At 50.7% G+C, this 15,139-nt stretch carries 20 protein-coding genes; 17 read left to right on the top strand and 3 right to left on the bottom strand.

The genetic code is table 11. The features are described 5' to 3' along the window. The first annotated feature begins 72 nt into the window (after positions 1-72). The 9 genes from L6H98_RS14750 (at position 73) to L6H98_RS14710 (ending at position 7,236) form a co-directional block, all read left to right on the top strand. Complete coding sequence (locus L6H98_RS14750) at positions 73-861, top strand: hypothetical protein (RefSeq protein ID WP_236416148.1); 789 nt, start codon at positions 73-75, stop codon at positions 859-861. Between the two features lie 46 nt (positions 862-907). Then, a complete protein-coding gene (locus L6H98_RS14745) occupies positions 908-1,603 on the top strand; it encodes a zinc dependent phospholipase C family protein (protein WP_236416146.1) in 696 nt (231 codons plus the stop codon). Between the two features lie 28 nt (positions 1,604-1,631). Further along, on the top strand, positions 1,632-2,192 hold the full coding sequence (locus L6H98_RS14740; RefSeq protein WP_236416143.1) for a GNAT family N-acetyltransferase: 561 nt from the start codon (positions 1,632-1,634) through the stop codon (positions 2,190-2,192). Between the two features lie 45 nt (positions 2,193-2,237). After that, positions 2,238-2,765 (top strand): PH domain-containing protein, encoded by a 528-nt coding sequence (locus tag L6H98_RS14735; RefSeq protein ID WP_356723060.1) that lies wholly within the window; start codon positions 2,238-2,240, stop codon positions 2,763-2,765. Continuing rightward, positions 2,765-4,318, top strand: a complete 1,554-nt coding sequence (locus tag L6H98_RS14730) for a PH domain-containing protein (protein WP_236416140.1) — start codon at positions 2,765-2,767, stop codon at positions 4,316-4,318. Before L6H98_RS14735 ends, L6H98_RS14730 begins: the two co-directional genes overlap by 1 nt. Before the next feature lie 136 nt (positions 4,319-4,454). Then, entirely contained in the window at positions 4,455-4,826 is a 372-nt protein-coding gene (locus L6H98_RS14725; protein WP_236416138.1) for a DUF3139 domain-containing protein, read from the top strand. A gap of 184 nt (positions 4,827-5,010) precedes the next feature. Next, positions 5,011-5,673, top strand: coding sequence for an HAD family hydrolase (locus L6H98_RS14720; RefSeq protein ID WP_236416136.1), 663 nt, complete (start codon positions 5,011-5,013; stop codon positions 5,671-5,673). Between the two features lie 37 nt (positions 5,674-5,710). Then, complete coding sequence (locus L6H98_RS14715; RefSeq protein ID WP_236416135.1) at positions 5,711-6,685, top strand: S66 peptidase family protein; 975 nt, start codon at positions 5,711-5,713, stop codon at positions 6,683-6,685. Between the two features lie 41 nt (positions 6,686-6,726). After that, a complete protein-coding gene (locus L6H98_RS14710) occupies positions 6,727-7,236 on the top strand; it encodes an NUDIX domain-containing protein (RefSeq protein WP_236416134.1) in 510 nt (169 codons plus the stop codon). 277 nt (positions 7,237-7,513) lie between these two features. Here the strand turns inward: L6H98_RS14710 and L6H98_RS14705 are convergent, their stop codons facing one another. Next, positions 7,514-8,674 (bottom strand): glycosyltransferase family 1 protein, encoded by a 1,161-nt coding sequence (locus L6H98_RS14705; protein ID WP_236416132.1) that lies wholly within the window; start codon positions 8,672-8,674, stop codon positions 7,514-7,516. Positions 8,675-8,936: 262 nt separating this feature from the next. Between L6H98_RS14705 and L6H98_RS14700 the strand changes: the two genes are divergently transcribed. From L6H98_RS14700 to L6H98_RS14685, 4 genes are all read left to right on the top strand, one after another. After that, on the top strand, positions 8,937-9,509 hold the full coding sequence (locus L6H98_RS14700; RefSeq protein WP_236416130.1) for a Clp protease N-terminal domain-containing protein: 573 nt from the start codon (positions 8,937-8,939) through the stop codon (positions 9,507-9,509). A 12-nt stretch (positions 9,510-9,521) separates the two neighbouring features. Beyond that, positions 9,522-10,082 carry a hypothetical protein gene (locus L6H98_RS14695; RefSeq protein WP_236416129.1) on the top strand — a complete coding sequence of 187 codons (561 nt, stop codon included), beginning with the start codon at positions 9,522-9,524 and terminating at the stop codon, positions 10,080-10,082. A gap of 215 nt (positions 10,083-10,297) precedes the next feature. Continuing rightward, positions 10,298-10,591 (top strand): hypothetical protein, encoded by a 294-nt coding sequence (locus L6H98_RS14690; RefSeq protein ID WP_236416125.1) that lies wholly within the window; start codon positions 10,298-10,300, stop codon positions 10,589-10,591. 18 nt (positions 10,592-10,609) lie between these two features. Continuing rightward, positions 10,610-10,921 carry a hypothetical protein gene (locus L6H98_RS14685; protein WP_236416124.1) on the top strand — a complete coding sequence of 104 codons (312 nt, stop codon included), beginning with the start codon at positions 10,610-10,612 and terminating at the stop codon, positions 10,919-10,921. A gap of 145 nt (positions 10,922-11,066) precedes the next feature. Here L6H98_RS14685 and L6H98_RS14680 read toward each other — a convergent pair whose 3' ends face one another. After that, the gene (locus L6H98_RS14680) at positions 11,067-11,840 is read right to left on the bottom strand and encodes a sporulation protein (protein WP_236416123.1); all 774 of its coding nucleotides are present in this window, start codon (positions 11,838-11,840) and stop codon (positions 11,067-11,069) included. Positions 11,841-12,022: 182 nt separating this feature from the next. Here L6H98_RS14680 and L6H98_RS14675 point away from each other — a divergent pair, with 182 nt between their 5' ends. From L6H98_RS14675 to L6H98_RS14665, 3 genes are read left to right on the top strand one after another with little or no spacing between them, the layout of a single operon-like run. After that, positions 12,023-12,700 (top strand): class I SAM-dependent methyltransferase, encoded by a 678-nt coding sequence (locus L6H98_RS14675; protein WP_236416122.1) that lies wholly within the window; start codon positions 12,023-12,025, stop codon positions 12,698-12,700. Between the two features lie 30 nt (positions 12,701-12,730). Further along, complete coding sequence (locus L6H98_RS14670) at positions 12,731-13,204, top strand: hypothetical protein (protein ID WP_236416120.1); 474 nt, start codon at positions 12,731-12,733, stop codon at positions 13,202-13,204. Further along, on the top strand, positions 13,182-13,733 hold the full coding sequence (locus L6H98_RS14665) for a GNAT family N-acetyltransferase (RefSeq protein WP_236416119.1): 552 nt from the start codon (positions 13,182-13,184) through the stop codon (positions 13,731-13,733). The genes L6H98_RS14670 and L6H98_RS14665 overlap by 23 nt, the downstream gene beginning before the upstream one ends. On the opposite strand, the gene L6H98_RS14660 is transcribed toward L6H98_RS14665, so the two are convergent. Beyond that, positions 13,715-14,368, bottom strand: coding sequence for a hypothetical protein (locus L6H98_RS14660; protein WP_236416118.1), 654 nt, complete (start codon positions 14,366-14,368; stop codon positions 13,715-13,717). The genes L6H98_RS14665 and L6H98_RS14660 overlap by 19 nt on opposite strands. Positions 14,369-14,608: 240 nt before the next feature. On the opposite strand from L6H98_RS14660, the gene L6H98_RS14655 reads away from it, so the two are divergent. Continuing rightward, positions 14,609-15,139 carry a YfiT family bacillithiol transferase gene (locus L6H98_RS14655; protein WP_236416116.1) on the top strand — a complete coding sequence of 177 codons (531 nt, stop codon included), beginning with the start codon at positions 14,609-14,611 and terminating at the stop codon, positions 15,137-15,139.

Genomic DNA, 15,139 nt, shown 5'->3' with positions numbered 1-15,139 from the left:
TTCTCTCAGTGAATTGCTCATTCGTCGCCGGTATAATTGGGCTATACTTCCAATAAAGTGAGGATGAGCACGATGGATGCTTTTCTGGAACAGATCAATGAGTTGAATGAGCTGCAGAAGGAACTGGTGCAGATTCATCCGTTGTTTACAAATCACTATCCGATCGTTGTAGCCAATGAAATGTTGTTATACATGTATGATTATTCGCCTGAGAAACAGCAGTACGAGTGGGTCAAAACGGTACCGGATGACCTGAATATTCCCGAAGGATGTTTGGCGGCAATGCCGGTTCATCATTTGAATGAACGTACGTGCGCGATCGTCACCGATGAGGCTTTTCAGAGCTTTGAGATGAAAATATATCTGTTCCACGAGTTCGTGCATTGCTACGTTCACGAGCATTATGAACACATCGGAGACCGGGTTGAAATCAAACGCACCATGGAGAAAAGAAGGCGAGTAACGTGGGAGCTTGATTACGAGTTCCCATATGACGATGAAACCATCGTGCAGCGAATCGGGATCCTGCAGGATGCCCTGAAAGATCAAAAGTTGGATCGCATTCGTCAGGCCAGACAAGCCTTGTTCCAGGCATTAAGCGAGGAAGCGGGCGAATACTGGTGCTGGCTGGAGTGGAACGAAGGTTATGCCAGATATATCGAGAACCGGATTCGCAGCCGTTTCGGCCTGGCCCTTAACCATTTGGGAGAAGATGCGCCGTATAATCGTCTTCTTTTCTATGAATGCGGCTCTGAATACATTCGCTTGCTGATCGAAGGCCATTCAGAACTCCATACCGACCTTGAGCAGCTATTCGACATCCTTCAATCCGAACGATTGGAGCAGCTTCAAACGCATTAACATGTGAATGAAGGATCGTGCCTTAACGAAAAAGGGGGATAAGAATATGCCTTTGCCGATGGTTCATCTGAATATCGCTTCATTACTGGCCAACAAGTGGCATGTCGGTGAGCACCAAGGAGCGTTCTATCTGGGGAATATCGCGCCCGATTCGATCCATATGCGGGATGGAGCGACGCGCGAAGACAAACGGCATACGCATTTTGAGCCCAAGGCCGAGGGCGATTACATGGCAAGGCTGCAGGAGCGTTATTCAACGCTTGTCGAGCAAACCAATGACGAAGGGCGAAAGTGGTTTGTGCGTGGTTATTTCATGCATGTGCTGACAGACTACATATGGTTTCGGAGCGTACATCCGCAATTCGTGAAAGAAGTCACCGGCCTGGAGCGGGATGAGGGGATGAAGCAGGCACGGGACCAGTTGAACCGCTTATATTATCAGGAAACGGATCAGGTTGACTTCGACCTGTATCAGCAAGCGGAGTGGAGTTCCGAAGTGTGGCAGTGGCTTGGCCGGACCCGTGGCTACGACATGCAGGATCTCCTGATAGCCGACGAGATGGAGCGCTGGCGGGATCGCACATTATCCTTTTTGAAGGAAGGATCGCAGCAACCCGGCATTGTTCCGCAGTACATTACGGCCGAAATCGTTGAACGATTTGTGTCCGAAACGGCGAAGCGGCTTCAAGCCGTGCTTCAGGCGTGGGATGCCCGAATCCCTCTCTTAGAACAGACATCCTAGAATGATTGAACAGAAAGAGTGAGACGACATGACAGAACAGATTGTGATCCAAAAACTGGTGCCTTCCGACGTTGAGGGAGCGCATCAAGTATTCGAAGCCTCCATCACAAGAGCGTTTGCGCAGGAAGGGCTGGGTTCGCTGCAGGACGATATCCGCCATGAGATCGAACAGAAAAAGGAGCTTCTCCAGGCTGCATTGCAGCAATGGAATGTGCCGGAGGCAAACGTGTTTTTCCTGCTGGCCAAGCATGAGGGGCGCGTGGTCGGCACGATATCGTATGGGCCTTGCGGCGAGGAAATCCGGATCTGCACGGATCAGCGAATTACGGAGATGGGCGAGCTCGGCAGTTTATACATTTTACCGGAGTTTCAGGGGCGGGGGATCGCTTCGAAATTAATTCGGGCGCTGGCGAGCGAGTTGGACCGCCAAGGAATCCGCCAATTTTGTCTGGATAGCGGATATGGGATTGCCCAGCAGAAATGGCGGCGCAAATTCGGTGAACCGTATGCCGTCGCCGAGGACTTCTGGGGAGAGGGAGTCCATCACATGGTGTGGCTGTGCAATGTGCAGGATTATGCGGTAAAATAAAAATTCCGGAAGATGACGATCTGTATGATGCAGGGGTCATCTTTTTTGTTAACGAACCATATGAAAGGAGTGTTGTATGCCATGCAGTGGAACCTGCCGGAGCAGCGGTTATCTCCGGATGCGGTCAACATATGGAGAACGAGCGCGTACATAAGCAATGGAATTGGATTCATCATTCTCGCCGCATTGCTGGCATTGGATCACGTTTTTGACTGGTGGACATGGATAGGTTGGGTGTTGTGGATCATTGCAGGGCTCTCAGTACTGTATGCTGTTTGGGAAATATGGATTCATCCTTCATTATTGTACCGCTATTGGCGTTACGACGTGAGCGAGGAGTTCCTGCAGTTGAAGCACGGGGCCTGGAAAAGGGTACACCAAATTATCCCGATGGCCAAAATCCAGTCGGTCACGACGGAGCAGGGACCCTTGCTGCGCAGATACGGACTGTATTCCGTCTCGGTCGGCACCATGGGTGCGTCCCACCGCATTCCGGCTTTGTCGGAGGACGGAGCGGTGGCGCTTAGGCAGCAGATCGCTTCCTATGCAAAGATCAACGAGGTGGACGAGTGATGGAGAAGAAACGACATCATCCGCTCAGCATCGTATGGGGAATGTGGAAGCTTGCGAGAAACAGCGCTGCGTTTGTGATCTATTTGTTTGTTGTCCGTTACGATACCGAGGCGAAATGGGTTACGTACGGGCGATGGATTTTCTATGCCGCCATGGTCATCGGCGTTGTTTCGGTGATCTGGAAATGGTATGCCGAGCGTTATGAAACGGACCGGGCGGCATTTCACGCCTATGAAGGCGTGTTTAACCGAAAGAAACGTACGATCCCTTATACGAAAATCCAGAATGTGCATCGGCATACGTCCTTGTTCCATCGTTTGTTTGGGGTGACGTCCATCCGTTTCGAGACAGGCACCAAGGGAGATGAAGCTGCGTTTCATGTTCCGGTGCTGACGTTGGCTGAAGCTGGGCGATTGGAACAATGTGTGGTGGGGACAACGTCCAACGTTACTACCGCTGATACAACATTTATGAACTCTCCGACTGCAGGTGAGGATGGGCAAAGCAATCTGGCGGTAAATCACGTGGAGGAAAACGAGACCGCACATTTTTTGAAGCAAACGGAGCAAGCCAAACGAGCTATTCACTTTGAATCCACGCGCCGAGATACGGTGAGAGCTTCTTTTACGTCACTCAGCTTCCTGGTGCTGATCCCCATTCTGGGTTCGTTGTATTCAGGCATTCAGGATTTTTTCCCGGATGAAACCGTGACGCGAAGCTTTCTGCTGACTTGGCTGGATCAATGGTGGACGGCTGCCATTCTTATCGTGGTGCTGATCATCATAGCCATGCTGGCGGGCATGGTGCATACCTTTATAAAGTATGGGAATTACCGGATTACATCCGATGATTCACGGATTTATATCACCAAAGGCATGCTGGAGCAATCGGCATTCTCGATTCAGAAGCAGCGCGTACAGGCGGTGAAGATCACGCGAAGTCCGATGAAACGGTTGCTTGGCTTGGCCGAAGTGGAGTTGGTCACGGCGGGCGGCGTTGGTGAAGATGAGCAGGAGGTAAACTCGCTATATCCATTTTTGCCGGTGAAACAGGCTTATGCCATCATATCAGAGATTTTGCCATCGTATGAAGTCAGTGAAGACATGCAGAGGCTTCCAACCAAATCGCTATGGTTACGTTTGCTTGCGCCCAGCTGGATATGGCCGATTGCTACAGGGGCACTCTGGTATTTCAAACCGGTGTGGTTGGGTCAGGAAGGTGCGTGGTGGATGGTGTCGGCCCTGCTGCTGGTGTTGATCGTGACAGGGCGGGTCGTGGAATTTTTCCATACCCGTTATGTATTGAACCGGAACTTCATCCAATTGCGAACAGGGACCTTCACTTCGACGTTGTTCATCTCCAAGCGGGAAAAAGTGATCGAAGCGCGCATTACGCAAAACGGGCTGCAGCGCTGGTTCGGGGTGGCATCCATTCAGACGGTGAATCGTGCCAAACCGGTGGTTCATCAGGCCGTGAAGGACGTCCCGTCCAATATGGCGGAGGCATTCCGACTTTGGTACGTGGAGCGGACACGAGACGTGCAGACTCGTTAAGCTTTATAACAAACAGGTGCAGAAGCAACGCCGGTTGGCGCTGTTTATGCACCTTTTTTGTATACATATATTCGGATGATCCGTTAATCTTTTGCATCTAATGTTACAGTAAAATAGAAAAAAATGGGGGAGTCTCGTGAACAAGAAGAAAAGATACATCTTCATCACGGTTGTGGTGTTGCTGGTCATGCTGATTGTTTCACCCTTCCTTTATGTGCAGGCGAACAAATTCATTTATGCACATCGGGTCACCGAATATCTCATTGAAAAGAAGGGATATGCTAAAGACGAAATAGCGTCTGTACAAGGCGTGTGGAGCGTCAAGCTGCCTCCGTTTCTCGTCATTGTGAAATTCAAAGATGAACCGGACGTGGAGTATATTTATTTTGCTCATGCAGGCGTGCTGCAGTCCAGTCATCGCATTTCCGATGAAGCGATCCAGAGGGGAAAAACCAAATCCGATCTGAAACATTTTGCGCCCACTATGGATATGGAACAACAAAAATAAATCAAGTATATTCCAATTATAGAATTCAGTGTAGAATGAGCAGAAGCGAAAGAACGTTCCTGGTAGAGAGTGTTGTTCCATTGTGGGAGCACTTTACGTGCATATCACTCCAATGTTGTTATAAGGCGGTTTGCTGGTTTTAGTTGTACTGTCTCATCAATCTAATAAACTGGGGGAGTGCATTATGCAAGACATTCGGGCAGTTATTTTTGATCTGGACAATACGATATTGAACCGGACGCGTACGTTTGAAGGATTTACGCGAAGCTTTATTGAGAGCTACTTCAGTCATCTGGAGACGGCGGAACCTATTTTTGCGCGAATCATTGAGCTGGACGAGGATGGGTACAAGGACAAGGGCCAGTTGTTCGACGAGCTTCTTCAGGAACTGCCTTGGATCAACCTGCCGGTACATCAGGAATTGATGGACTTCTATGCCGAGCATTACGTGGGAAATGCGGTGCTGATGGAGCAGGCCCAGGAGGTAGTACGGGAGATTAGGCAAAAGTACAAGACGGCGCTGATCACGAATGGCCGAACAGATATTCAATATGGCAAAATCGATCGACTCGGCATCCGCGATGATTTCGACCTGATCATCGTTTCGGAGGAGGCTGGCGTGAAGAAGCCCGATCCGCGAATATTTGAAATGGCCTTGGAACGTCTGGCATTGAACCCCGAGCAGTGCATTTATATCGGAGACCATCCTGCCAATGATGTGCAAGGGGCTGCCGATGCCGGTTTGCATCCAATATGGATGAAAGTCAATCAACCCTGGCGGGATGACCTTACCGTCAAACCTGTGCACGTTATTGAACATTTGAGCGAATTGCAGAAATTTCTATGAACATACGGCGATGCCATACATAGGGGGCAAGATAACGATGATTGCACCAAAATTACGACCTGGGGATGAGGTCAGGATTATTTCTCCCGCCCGCAGCTTGTCCATCGTTGACCCAGATCAGCAAGAACTGGCCGTTCGCAGATTAGAGGAATGGGGGCTGAAGGTATCCTTTTCGGCTAATGCCAATGAAACGGACGAGATGCAATCTTCCTCCGTCGAATCCCGCATTGCCGATCTGCATGAAGCTTTTGCCGACCCGAATGTCAAAGGCATATTGACAACCATTGGCGGTTTCAATAGCAACCAGCTGCTGCGTCATATCGATTATGATCTGATTGGCGTCAATCCCAAGCGGTTATGCGGCTTCTCGGACATCACGGCGATGGGCAGCGCCATTTATGCGAAAACAGGGCTGGTGACATATTCCGGACCGAATTTTTCCAGCTTCGGCATGCTCTTGGGCTGTGAGTATACGATGGATTATTTTGTGAAAATCATGTTGGAATCAGCCCCTGTAACGGTGCTCCCTTCCGAAACGTGGAGTGATGATGCTTGGTACCGGGACCAGCATAACCGTGAGTTTATTCCGAACGCAGGTCCAATCATTATTCATGAAGGATCGGCTGAAGGGACCATTATAGGCGGTAATCTGTGTACGCTGAACCTTCTGCAAGGCACGGAGTATATGCCTTCGTTGGAAGGGGCGGTCGTGTTTGTGGAAGACGACTCGATGTCCATTCCAGAAATGTTTGATAGGGACTTGATGTCGCTCATTCACCAGCCCGGTTTTGAGCAGGTGCAGGCACTGGTCATTGGCCGCTTTCAGAAGGAATCACAGATGACGCCAGCACTGCTCGAAAAGATCATTCGTGACAAACGTGAACTTCAGCATATGCCGGTCATTGCCAACGTCGATTTTGGACATACAACGCCTATGTTTACCTTTCCAATTGGGGGCCGGGCTGCCATCGATGCACGGAACCCTTCGTTCCGCTTGGTCATATCGGAGTGAATGAAACGGGAAATGAACTGGGAGAGGGGATGAACAGGCATATGGAAATACGGCAAATGGCGACGGCTTTTTTGACCAACGGAAATGACATGCTGATGATGAAAAAGGCGGGCAGCAAGCTGTTCAACTTTGAATTTTGGGGTGGTATCGGCGGGCATCTGGAACCGCATGAACTGAACGCCCCGATGCTTGCAAGCTATCGAGAAATCGAAGAGGAGACGGGTTTTGCCCCAGAGGATATTGTTGGATTCCGCTTGCGTTACATTTTGTTCGGATTGAACGGTGGCGAGATCCGGCAGCAGTTTGTATATTTCGGTGAAACAACGCACAGGCAATTCGTAAATTCGGAGGAAGGAGAACTTTTCTGGATTCCCCAAACGAATTTGCATGAATTGCACACATCCATATTGATTGATGCCACGTTAAAGCATGCGCTGCTCCGGCCTGATGAACAAAGCATATGGATTGGAACTGCCATTCAAGAAGAAGGGCTAATTGGGGAATCGCCAGTGAGCTTTCAAATCCTTGAGGAAACGAACGCGTTTGCATGAGAAATGGCCAAAGACAACAAACGGGATGAAGTTGTGACAAACGAAGCTCAGATGAAGAAGGGCATCCGTTCCTGCTGTACTCGATGCCGTTATTTAGTTCCTTGGAGATGAATCGGAATCCGCCGGATGATGTGGTGGGTTATAGGGCGTTGAACCCCTGGTTTTCTCCCGAGATGATCCTTCTTGAGTCGACCAGACTGCCTGTGAACGTACAATTTTTACGGCAGTCTGGTACTTATGCGAGCACTTTGCCCAAGGGATTTTCAAAATTAAAAAACTATCCAGCCGTAATGATGCGCTGATTGGCAGATCTGCCCCGGCGCTCCACGGCTTCTTCGTAATCTTCAATCAACTTGTCAAAAATCTGCTCCCAAGAACGCTGCTCCGCCAAACGTCTGCCTTCAAGACCCATGCTCCGCAGCGCTTCTTCGTTTGCTCCCCAATATGAAATCTCCCGAACCAATGCCTGCCCGTCGCCAGGTTCGAACAGGATGCCATTTCGGTGTTGTGTTACGAGGTTTTTGACTCCACCTGCGTTGGCAACCATGGCAGGCAGGCCGGAAGCCATGGCTTCCAGCACGACATTGCCGAATGTTTCGGTAGGGGAAGGAAATACGAACAGATCTGCCGATGCATACATCGTGGCCAAAGCTTCTCCATGCAAATAACCCGTGAACGTGACGTTGGACGGTGCGCCTTGACGAAGTTTGGGAAGCTGCGGACCGTCTCCGACGATGACCCAGTGCACGCGGGGTTGCATTTGTTCCGGCAAATGCTGGATAGCGTAGGCGAGCGTGTCGATATCTTTTTCGGGAGCGATGCGACCGACGTAGAGAAGGATCAGCGGGGCGGAGATATTGTATCGTTGGCGAATGGATGGAGTTCGTTTATCAGGGGTATACAGCTCGCAATCAACTCCGCGCGACCACAGCTTCAAGCGCTGAATGCCTTGCTGACGCAGCTCCTCGAAGGTTTCCTGGGAAGGCACCAAGGTGGCGTCGCTTGCCCGGTGAAACCACTGAATATATTTCCAATAGAGCGGAATCATGCTTTTGAGCTTGTAATATTCGAGGTATCGGTCAAAGTGGGTGTGGTAGGAGATGACGTGCGGCAGATGATGTTTGAGGGCGTATTTCAGGCCGGGAAGCCCCATATTGAACGGGGTGGCGATATGCAGTAAGTCGGGACGAAAGGCTTGCAGTTCCCGATGAATGACCGTTCGGCTAGGAAGTGCAATCCTGCACTCGGGATACAGGAAAAAGGGAATATTCGCAACGCTGTGCACCGCCGTAGCATGATTTCCGTCAATGACCGACTGAGGGGTAAACAACAGATGTTCAATGTTCCTCCGGTTGAGGTGTTTGCTCAGGCGGTGCAGCGTGCCGGCAACTCCGTTCGTGTCCGGAACATACGTGTCGGTAAACAAGGCCAGGCGCATCCAGATGATCCCTCCCGTGACTCTTGATGCCAAGAGCATAACAGCAGAACGTTTTCCGCGGGTTAACGGGAAGTAAAATTCCTATTTCGCGTGCAAACCATGAGGGATTCGTTTGCGTTAAGTACATAAGACGTGTCTCTATGGATGAGCGATAATCTGCAAGCCCCAAAAAAGGTTTGTCTGTCTGCTAACCCGATCGACATGGCTTCCGCCGTATATATTCTGCTATGATGGAGTACATAGAGACAGGAGGCTTGGATGATTGATGGAACGATTGAAAGAAGAATTGCGCGAGTTGCTGCCGCTGGAGCAATTGGAAGAGATGTCGGGGGAAGAGATCGTGGGCTCTGTGGCGATGGATATGTATCGCTCCGAATTCGCGACCGTCAGAGCGGGAGGCCCCGAGCTTCCGCAGCTGTTGCGGGACATGATGCTCATCATCGACCTGGATACGGAACTGACGATGGAGGGCATTTCCGGTTACTTGGAGAATACGGCCGGACTGCAGCTGGCGGAGACGATTGCGGCCATGCAGCGTACCGGACAGGAAGAAGATGCGGCGATTCTGGACCAGATTCGGGGAATGTTGTCTGCGGCCGGGGTGACTCCTGAACAGCTGAGAGCAAATGTTAATGAAATGCAGGAGCATGACGTGGCGAGTTTTCAGCAAACGCATGGTCAGGTCATCGGCGATTTAATGCAGCAAGTGCAAGAGGAAGCGGAAAAGCTGAGTCTGCTGGTGGACAACGAAGGAGCATTTGAGCGCCTGTTCGATTACGCAGAGGCGAACAAGGCGCAATTGAAACAGGAGTTGGAACAGATCTTGTCTGAATAACAGGAGGATGTGATGGACCTGGCTTCGAACAATCCTTTTGTCATCGCGATTGCGGCAATTTCGGGCGGCGGCAAAACAACCGTTGTAAGCGGCTTGGCAGAACGCTTGTCTTGCCCGGCTTTGTATTATGACGACTACGATTTGGAGGGTCCGAACGATTTCATCGCATGGACGCGTCGTGGCGGGGATTGCAACGAGTGGAACGTCGAACCGATGGTGACGGATTTGAGGCAATGGTTGGATAGTCCGTCTTCGACACCCGCTTATATTTTGCTGGACTACCCGCATGCATATTTGAATGATCGGATGAAAGACTTCATCGACCTGGCTATATTCATTGATACCCCGTTGGATGTAGGGCTGTGCAGAAGGGTTGCCCGTGATTTCTCCGATGCTGCGGCAGACGACATCCGCGAAGAGCTTGCACGATATGCGGGAGGTGCCCGCGAAGCATACCTGATCATGCTGGAGACGGTTAAACCCGCTTCGGACGTTGTGCTTGATGGAACGCTGGAGCCGCAGGTGTTGGTGGAACAGATCCTGAATATGCTTCCGCCAGCAAGGGCTATTTAAGTTGGACTAAACACTGACCTGACAACGGAGAAGGCAGAACCAATCTGGAGAAGCGAAGCGTCCGGCTAAAAGCTTTCTGAAGGAAAGCGGCATCGAAGGGAAGGCGTATCCCCGGATTTCAGGGAATGCCAAGAAGTCTACTGCAACCAAGAATTCGCTTGCTTGAAAAACGTCATGCCATATCGGATCTGAAGACGAATATCGGAGGAGAAGCGATGAGATTCAACCAAAGGTTGTTGCTTGAAACGATCATTGTCTGCTGTCTATTGCCTGTTCTACTCGTGATCGGGAGTATGATTTATGGAATGCTCATGACGAGAGCTTATGTTCCCGATGTAACTGCATCGTACATGGCGGGTTCGTCGCTCCCAAGCCAGGTTTCATTCGGGAGCATTGCCGTACTCGGCGGTGTGATGGAATACGTAACGGCAGCAGCCGGATTGCTGTTGTTTGGCGTTGCGTATTATGGGGTACGTTCGTTCATTCAGCGTCGTATGCAGCGATCCTGAGCAAAGGAGATGTCCGCAATGTTGATCAAAAAAGCGGTATTCTGGCTGTCGCTGCTTAGCTTGACGCTGTGTGCCATCAACAGATTCGGATATGATGAACATAACATCTTGTTGATCGGATTGAATCCGATCTTAAACGCCGCTGCGTATACCGAACCGCTGCGCCATTGGATTTTTGATTATGAAAATGTGTCACGACCGTATGACAGCGCAGCGATCAACGTGTTGTATCCGGCGTATCTGCTGCATTGGCTGTCGTTTATGCTGACGGGTTATCTCATCGATTTAGGCATTCGCCTTCTGAAAAGGAGGATACGACCTGCGGCGTGATACGAGATGGCTTTTATACGCAAAAAGCGTGCCCGAATCCGTGGTGAGCGGAACCGGGTACGCTTTTTTACATCTTCTATTCCAATGTCATGGACGGTGATCGTTTATATTGGGTGTTACGGGTTTGCAGCGAATGTTCCATAGGTCATATGTGTTTGGAAATGATTTCTTCCAACCCTTGCGCAACAGAAGCAGGTCCGCGCTGCAAATGTCTGGCTTCCAGCGTAAAGCGGACATAAGTTTCGTCCGTACCCATCGCTTCCGAGAAAATGCCTGAGAGGCCGCGAGCGCGTCTGTCGATCTGCATCAGCAGTTCGAGCGTATTGCCCATTGGATAGAACAGTACCTCGATCTCATCCAGATAGCCCCGGAATTTGCTGGTCGGCACAAACTCGAATTCCTGCACAAACGGCAAATTGCCGCCAAGCCTAGGCGCATAGTCATTGGTCACCTCGCGCAGCCTGAATCCGAGCATGTCGATGGCATCCAGCACGACACCCATTTCCTGGGTAGGCACGACCCGAATCAGATCGCGGTCCGAAGGGTCCAGCGCACTGGAGATGTCGAGTCCGGTTTCGACCCATACTTCCGCGCTTTGAAGCGTAAGCGGCAGGTTGTCTGGCAGGTCGAACGAAAAATATTTTTCCAGACGTTGGCCAGGCTGAAGCGTAAAACGGTCGGTCAACAAATATTTGGCGACCACCGCAGTCTCTTTGTGTTTCCGATCGTCGCGCTCCCGAATATAGTGAGTGTTAATCGTGAGGTAGATGCGGTCTACATTTTGTTCGACATCTCCTCCTTGTATGTATACGGTTCCCGAGAGAACGCCGCCCGGAATCACTTCCGGCGTATCCAATTCCGTATTGACTTTGGCGGCACCTACACCTACGCTGGCTAACATTTTTTTAAAAAAGGACATGCTCTCAGCCTCCACATGATATTTGGTATTTGCTAAGGAATAATTGCGACTTCGTGCTTAATACGCCTGTTAGAGGATCGCCGTTTCAAAAAAGTTGCCATGGTCGCCTGAGCAGATATTTACAGGGAAAATCAGGGACATGTAGAATGTTGTGTAATGCACCTTTTGAGGGAGGGATCGCCATGGGCATGGAATGGTACGACATGATTGCCAAACGGAACGGAGGTTACCGGGGAAGAGCGAAGTTCAAGATCGAGGGCATTTCGGCGGAACAAATCTATGAAGAACAATTGATTCGAATGCTTCCGGCCTATGATTCCGTACTGGACGCCGGTTGCGGGCACGGGGAGTTTACATTGCAAATGGCGGCTTATGCGGCCCGGATCACAGGCTTTGACAACTCGAAGGGATTGCTGGCCATCGCGCAAAGGGCACTGGCGTCCAGCGGCGTCACAAACGTGGATTTTGTCTACGCCACAACCAAAACCGAACTGCCTTTTGAAGATGGACAATTCGATCTGATCTATGACCGCAGGGGGCCGACCTCCATCCTCGAACATAAGCGGGTTCTGCGCAAGGGCGGCGTGGTCTTTGGCATTCATACGGATGTGAGCAAAGTGAAGGAACGATTGCTTGCGAACCAGTATGATGCCATGGAAATCCGGGAGTTCAATGACGCTTGGGTTGTATTTCCGGATGAAACGCAGTTTGCGTTGTTTCTATCGGATGCCCCGGGCAATCCGGACTACACCGTGCCTGAGATGAGGGAGCAGCTTGAACTGCGGGTGAGGGAAAATACGGTGGATGGCCGCATCGCGGTCAGGGAACGCAAATATATTTGGAGAGCAGAGAATCATTGATGCATGCGTGCGCAAAGGAGTGAAAACGGAATGTCCCACAGCAGGGAAATGACGGCGGAAGAAGCGTCCCGGGAGGGCGTGAAAACGTATTATGAGCAGATGGCGAACGGGGAGAAAAAGTACAAAATGCTGGGCGATGACGGCAGTTATTATTGCAGAACGGCCGCTTCTTCGGAAGGAGCCTGGCAAAACAGCCATGTCCATCACCAGGTCACGGAACATTATTTTGTGCAATCCGGTTGGATTGCTTATGCTGCATGTGCTGAAAAGGATCAAGCTGCCAGTGTCAGCATCCTCAAGGCCGGAGTCCATGTCATTGTGCCGCCAGGCGTACAACATAATGTATATATGGCTCCGCACAGCGTGATCCATACGATCAAATTCGGTGCCAATACGGCGGGAGACTGGCACGCTTCGCCTGAGCTGGATCAATTCACGCGCAATCTGACGGAGAGCGAACTCCTTGGGAGGTTGCAGAACGATGAATGTATTTCGGAAGAATGACATCACCGTGCGCCAATTGAACCGTGATGATGAGAGGCACCTCGTTCGCTGGTTGTCTGACCCGGCGGTTCTGCAGTATTACGAAGGCAGGGATCGGCCGCATGATGCACAAATGGTAAGGGAGCATTTTTACGACGAACAGGATGAAATCATCCGCTGTATGGTCGAATACCGGGAACGCCCCATAGGATACATTCAGTACTATGTGCTTGAGGAAGACGAACGACACGAGTACGGGTATGATGATGTGGACGAAATCATTTATGGAACGGATCAATTCATTGGCGAACCGGACTATTGGAATAAAGGCATCGGCAGTTTGCTCGTGCAATCCATGGTGGCATTTTTGGTAGGGCAAAAGAAAGCGCAGCGCGTCGTGATGGACCCTCAAGCGTGGAACGCGCGGGCAATCCATTGCTACGAGAAATGTGGATTCCTTAAGGTCAAGCTTCTGAAGGCCCATGAATGGCACGAGGGTGAAATGAGGGATTGCTGGCTGATGGAGTACCGTCATTCATCTCCAACATAGTATGCAAAAATTTGATCCACAGGCTTAAAGTACAAATATCCGTCTTCCCAGGGCTGAAAGTGCAGATCCATGCGGGAATCCTCCCAGTTCTCCGGTGTCCCTTTGGTGGCAAGCCGCCCGGGAACGATCGGTTCTTCAATCACCTTCGGAAACTCCTGGTAGCCGAACAGCAGGTTTTCGTGCATCGCAATAATTTCATACTTGTCGGCATGGAATGCACGCTCCTCCTGAAGCTGATAGTGATAATAAATGTAACTCGCCATCATCTCCCGCTTCAGAAATGCAATTCTTCCCGCGCGGCGCTCTACCGGTGCTTTGCGCAGCCAATGCTCCTTGCTTGCGGGTTCGTTGAAGTGAAACACATTCACCATGGGGATCCATGTTCTGGGCTTCGATTCTCCGGGCCAGTCGACAAGGTGGTGGGCCAGCCGCTGAACCGATTCGAGCGGGTCCGTTTCCGCTTCCATGCATTCAAAATACAAAAAGACATTGTTCTGCCAAGCGAATGCCGCTGCCGTCATGAAGACGCCTTCCCTGACTAGTTGGCGCACGGAATCTTGCTGCTCCAAAGCCAGTCTGCCGCTTGCTTCTTGACCTGGCTTCCATGTTCCGCGGAACATCCTGCGGATGATCATGATGTATCCCTCCACCCGTTCTATTTTACACGTTAAAAATTCGCCGAATTTCCTGAAGCCGTCGTTGCAGTCCATGCTGTTCAACTCATTTTTCCAGTTTCCCCTACAGTTTAGTTGGAAAGGATGGGTTGGTCAACCGCTTACATGGTTCGGTATTGCACAACGCTGGGTCATTGTGCGAACATGATATCATCATCCATTGGTTTAAATCGTCTGGTAAAAAAAAAAGGAGGAATGGCTATGACACAGGATTTGAGATATCCGGTTGGCACGTTTGTACATACGGGAGAAATTACTCCCGGGCAGCGGCGGTTGTGGATTCAGGACATCGCAGAGCTGCCTCAAAAGGCGCGTGAAGCCGTGAGCGGCTTGAGTGAAGAACAGTTGAACCTGCCTTATCGTGAAGGCGGTTGGACGATTAGGCAAGTCGTGCACCACATGGCGGACAGCCACATGAACAGCTTGATCCGTTTCAAACTGGCACTCACGGAAGAGACCCCGACGATCCGTCCATATTATGAGGACCGCTGGGCCGAATTGGATGACTCCAGCGAACTGGATATTGAAGTTTCACTGCGGCTGCTTGAATCGTTGCATCAGCGCTGGGTGTATTTACTTCAATCGTTGACGGACGAGGATTATGCCAGAACGTTCTACCATCCGGGCTCGCAGGAGACCACACGTTTGGACTACAATCTCGGCGTTTACGCCTGGCATGGCCGTCACCATGTGGCGCATATCACTTCTTTGCGAAAAAGATTGGAGATATAA

Origin of the sequence: Paenibacillus sp. JJ-223 (genome assembly GCF_927798175.1) — a bacterium.
Lineage (GTDB): Bacteria > Bacillota > Bacilli > Paenibacillales > Paenibacillaceae > Paenibacillus > Paenibacillus hubeiensis.
The sequence above is the reverse complement of the archived record's forward strand: the minus strand, read 5'-3'. Positions and strand labels throughout refer to the sequence as shown.